This is a genomic window from Devosia sp., assembly GCF_034675085.1.
Classification (GTDB): Bacteria; Pseudomonadota; Alphaproteobacteria; order Rhizobiales; family Devosiaceae; genus Devosia.
Genome location: NZ_JAUCDN010000326.1, coordinates 1 through 3,591 on the forward strand (window position 1 = coordinate 1; position 3,591 = coordinate 3,591).

5 protein-coding genes are annotated in these 3,591 nt (G+C 66.9%); 1 reads left to right on the top strand and 4 read right to left on the bottom strand.

Annotated features, from left to right (window positions below; all coding sequences use genetic code 11):
* Positions 1 to 236 precede the first annotated feature (236 nt).
* Positions 237 to 935 carry a hypothetical protein gene (locus tag VDP82_RS15655; protein ID WP_323015758.1) on the top strand — a complete coding sequence of 233 codons (699 nt, stop codon included), beginning with the start codon at positions 237 to 239 and terminating at the stop codon, positions 933 to 935.
* Positions 936 to 944: 9 nt separating this feature from the next.
* Here the strand turns inward: VDP82_RS15655 and VDP82_RS15660 are convergent, their stop codons facing one another.
* The 4 genes from VDP82_RS15660 to VDP82_RS15675 form a co-directional block, all read right to left on the bottom strand.
* Positions 945 to 1,244, bottom strand: coding sequence for an HPr family phosphocarrier protein (locus tag VDP82_RS15660; RefSeq protein WP_323015759.1), 300 nt, complete (start codon positions 1,242 to 1,244; stop codon positions 945 to 947).
* Positions 1,245 to 1,278: 34 nt separating this feature from the next.
* Entirely contained in the window at positions 1,279 to 1,680 is a 402-nt protein-coding gene (locus VDP82_RS15665) for a PTS sugar transporter subunit IIA (RefSeq protein ID WP_323015760.1), read from the bottom strand.
* A 97-nt stretch (positions 1,681 to 1,777) separates the two neighbouring features.
* On the bottom strand, positions 1,778 to 2,245 hold the full coding sequence (locus VDP82_RS15670) for an HPr kinase/phosphatase C-terminal domain-containing protein (protein WP_323015761.1): 468 nt from the start codon (positions 2,243 to 2,245) through the stop codon (positions 1,778 to 1,780).
* 9 nt (positions 2,246 to 2,254) lie between these two features.
* On the bottom strand, positions 2,255 to 3,591 hold a 1,337-nt coding region (locus VDP82_RS15675), incomplete at its 5' end, for a stimulus-sensing domain-containing protein (RefSeq protein WP_323015762.1).

The following is a 3,591-nucleotide window of genomic DNA, read 5'->3' on the forward strand; positions in this document are numbered from 1 at the left end:
ATTTCCTTGCGGCCGAAACCGGCGAGGGAAATATCCTTGACCGCATAATCGGTCGATTTGGTGCTCATGGCGGGCTCCGCAGGGAAAAACAATTGCCCCAGCTATACGCAAGGGCGGAAAACCGATCAATCCCGGACATAAAGGAATGCTTATATCTGATTGTTATTTTCCAAACGCCGGATTCCCAAACCCGCCCCTCCCCCGCATAATCAAGCCTTCATCACACGGAGCCGATCATGCGGTCTTTCGACTTCAGTTCCTGGGAAGGCGTCCTCACCACCGTTCTGGGGCTGGTGCTGTTCACGCTTTTGGGCATGGGCATAAGGCTCATCATGATGATGACCATCCAGCAGCGCCAGCAGCGGCTCAACCGGCAGATCAACGAGCGGCTCAAGACCCTTATCGCGGCCTACAAGACGCTGGGCGGCTCGTTCACCGGCCGGCTGGAGGTCAGCCCCGCCCATAAGCGCGACCGGCACCACAAGGCCGGCGAGGCCGGTCCTGAAGAAGACGTGCGCATCGACCTGACCCCGCCTCCGGACCAGGACGGCCCTGCCGCCGAGCGGGCGCGCCAGATCCGCGACGCGGTGGAGGCGGCGCTCTCCGACATCATCCTTTTGGGCACCGAGGAGCAGGTGCGGCTGGCCAGCATCGCCGCCGGCGATATGGTGGCCGGCAAGTCCATCCGCACCGGCGAGCTGGTGGTGTCGTTGCGCGACTTCATCCGCGAAGCGCTCGACCTTGCCCCCATTTCCTCTTCCGTCACCATTCCCCTGCAAGGCCCCTCCCGCCCCTCCGCCGCCGGCAATCGCGGCAAATCCGGCGCCGCCGGCGGCGGTTCGGGTGGCGGCGGGGGCGGTGGCATGGGGGGAATGGGCGGCGGTGGAATGGGGATGGGGCCCGGCGGGCGCACCGGCGACGAGAGCGCAGGCTGAGACGCCCGCCTACCCCGTCAGCCCATCGCTGTCCTCGTCGAAGCCGTTATTGACCAGTTCGACAATGGCCTCCAGCGCCTCGCGGGCCTGCTTGCCGCTGGCCTGCACCAATATGGTGCTGCCGGGACCGGCGCCCAGCATCATCAGGCCCATGATGGAATCGCCATTGACGGCGGTGCCGTCCTTGATCACCTGCACATGGGCGTCGAAGCATTCGGCGGTGCGCACGAAACGCGCCGAGGCGCGCGCATGCAGGCCCTTGCGGTTGACGATGGTCAATTGCTGGGCGACGGCGCGGTCTCCATCCATCAGCGGCGCTTCCGCGTCACGGGGCGGGCCATGCTCAGCCCGCTCCCAGGATGGAATTGGCGACGGTGATGTATTTGCGCCCCGCCTCCTGGGCCTGGGCCACCGCATCCTTGATGTCGAGATCGGCGCGCACCCGCCCGAGCTTGACCAGCATGGGCAGGTTCACCCCGGCGATCACCTCGACATCGCGGTTCTGCATCACCGAAATGGCCAGGTTCGAGGGCGTGCCGCCGAACATGTCGGTCAAGACGATGACGCCGCTCCCCTGGTCGGCGCGATCCACCGCCGCCAGGATGTCGTTGCGCCGCTCTTCCATATTGTCGTCGGGGCCGATGGCGATGGTTTCGCAATAATCCTGCGGCCCCACCACATGCTCGAGAGCCGATTTGAACTCATTGGCGAGCGCGCCATGCGTCACCAGAACAAGACCGATCATGCAAAGTCCCCAGCCTGCCGGGCGGGTGCGGGGAAACGCAACCGCCGACATTCCAGCCATTCCTGCCGCAGGGGGCAGGGGTTCGAGCCGATTCTTATCACATCGCCCGGCCGGTTTCGAGGGCGGCGATGGCTTCTGCCACCAGCAGCGTCTGGTGGCCCAGGCTCACCACGCCCGCCATGGGCACGGGCGCCCGCGCCAGCCCGATCCCGGCCAGTTCGGTTTCGAGCTGGTCTTCCTCCACCATGCGGATGAGATCGGGCACGAGGTCGACCACCAGATGCAGCGGGGCGAGCGCGCGATGGGGTCGGCGCACGATGCCGCGGCCGCGCAATTCGATCAGCCCTTCGAGGCGCTCGGGCGCCTGCATGACGAGGTGCCCGCCCTGCTCGACGAGATCGATGCGGTCGTCGGCGACCAGGAAAGCCGACAGGCCCCTGCCCTCCCAGCGATCGAGCAGGGACAGGGCGAGAACGGATTTTCCGGCGCCCGAGGGACCGCGCAGCAATATGCCGGTCGAGCCCAGGAGCAGTCCGGTGCCGTGCAGGTTGATGGGTGTCTTCATGGCGCCAGTTTATTTCCGGGCGCGGGGCAAGACAACCGTGAACACGGCGCCCGAGCGATCCTGGCGGTTCTGCGCCTTGATCGTGCCCTTGTGGGCGTCCACGATCTGCTTGGAAATGGACAGGCCCAGCCCCGAATGGTCGCCGAAGCTCTCGGCGTCGGGGCGGTCGGTGTAGAAGCGCTGGAAGATGCGGCTGGCGTCGCCGGTAATGCCGGGGCCTTCGTCGCTGACGCTCACCGTCACGTTTTCGGCGTCGGTAGAAAGGACCACCGAGACCAGCCCGCCCTCGGGCGAGAAGGAGACGGCGTTGTCGATGAGATTGGCAAAGACCTGCGCCAGCCGGCTTTCATGGCCATTGACGATGCCGGGCCCTCGGCCGCCGCGCTTGGCCAGCTCCACCCGCACGCCGCGCCCGGTGGCCACGTCCTTCTGGATGGAAACCATGGTTTCGGCCAGCTTTTCCACATCGACCCGGTCCGAGCCCTCGCGGGCCAGTTCGGCATCGAGCCGGCTGGCGCTGGAAATGTCGGTGATCAGCCGGTCCAGGCGCTTGACGTCGTGCTGGATGATGGCGGTCAGGCGCTCCTGGTCCTCCTTGCGCTTGGCCAAAGGCAGGGTCTCCACGGCGCTGCGCAGCGAGGTCAGCGGGTTCTTGAGTTCGTGGGCCACGTCGGCGGCGAAGCGCTCGATGGCCTCGATGCGGTTGTAAAGCGCGTCGGTCATGCGCCGCAGCGCCCCGCCCAGATGGCCGATCTCGTCCTGCCGATCGGAAAAATCGGGGATTTCGGCGCGGGCATTGCCGGCGGTCTGCACCCGCTCGGCCGCCGCCGACAGCCGCCGCATCGGCCCGGCTATGGTACCGGCCAGAAGCAGGGAAAGCGCGATCTGCACCCCGGCCGCGATCATGGCGATGCGCAATATGCTCCAGCGCTCCTGGGCCACCACGGCGTCGATATCGCCCGGCGCGGTGGAGAGCAGGATCGCCCCCACCACCGCCCGCACCCGCTGCACCGGCACCGCCACCGAGACGACGAGCCGGCCCTGTGCGTCGACGCGCACGAAATCGGCTGGCGCGCCGCTGAGCGCCGAGGCCACTTCGGGATAGCGCCCGCCTTCGTCGGGGCCGTAATCCTGATATTTGGGATAATTGTCGCCCGGCACCCAGGCGATGACGGTGTTCCACCAGTCGAGCAGGAAGAAGCCGCTCCCCGCCGGCGTGTCGCTGCGGCTGCGCGGACTGGCCCGCGCATAGATGTTCTCGCTGTCCAGGATGAGCAGGCCGCCCTTGTCGTAAATGCGGGCGCGGGTGCGGGTGGGGGTGATGAGATTGCGCAGGAGCGGGGCCA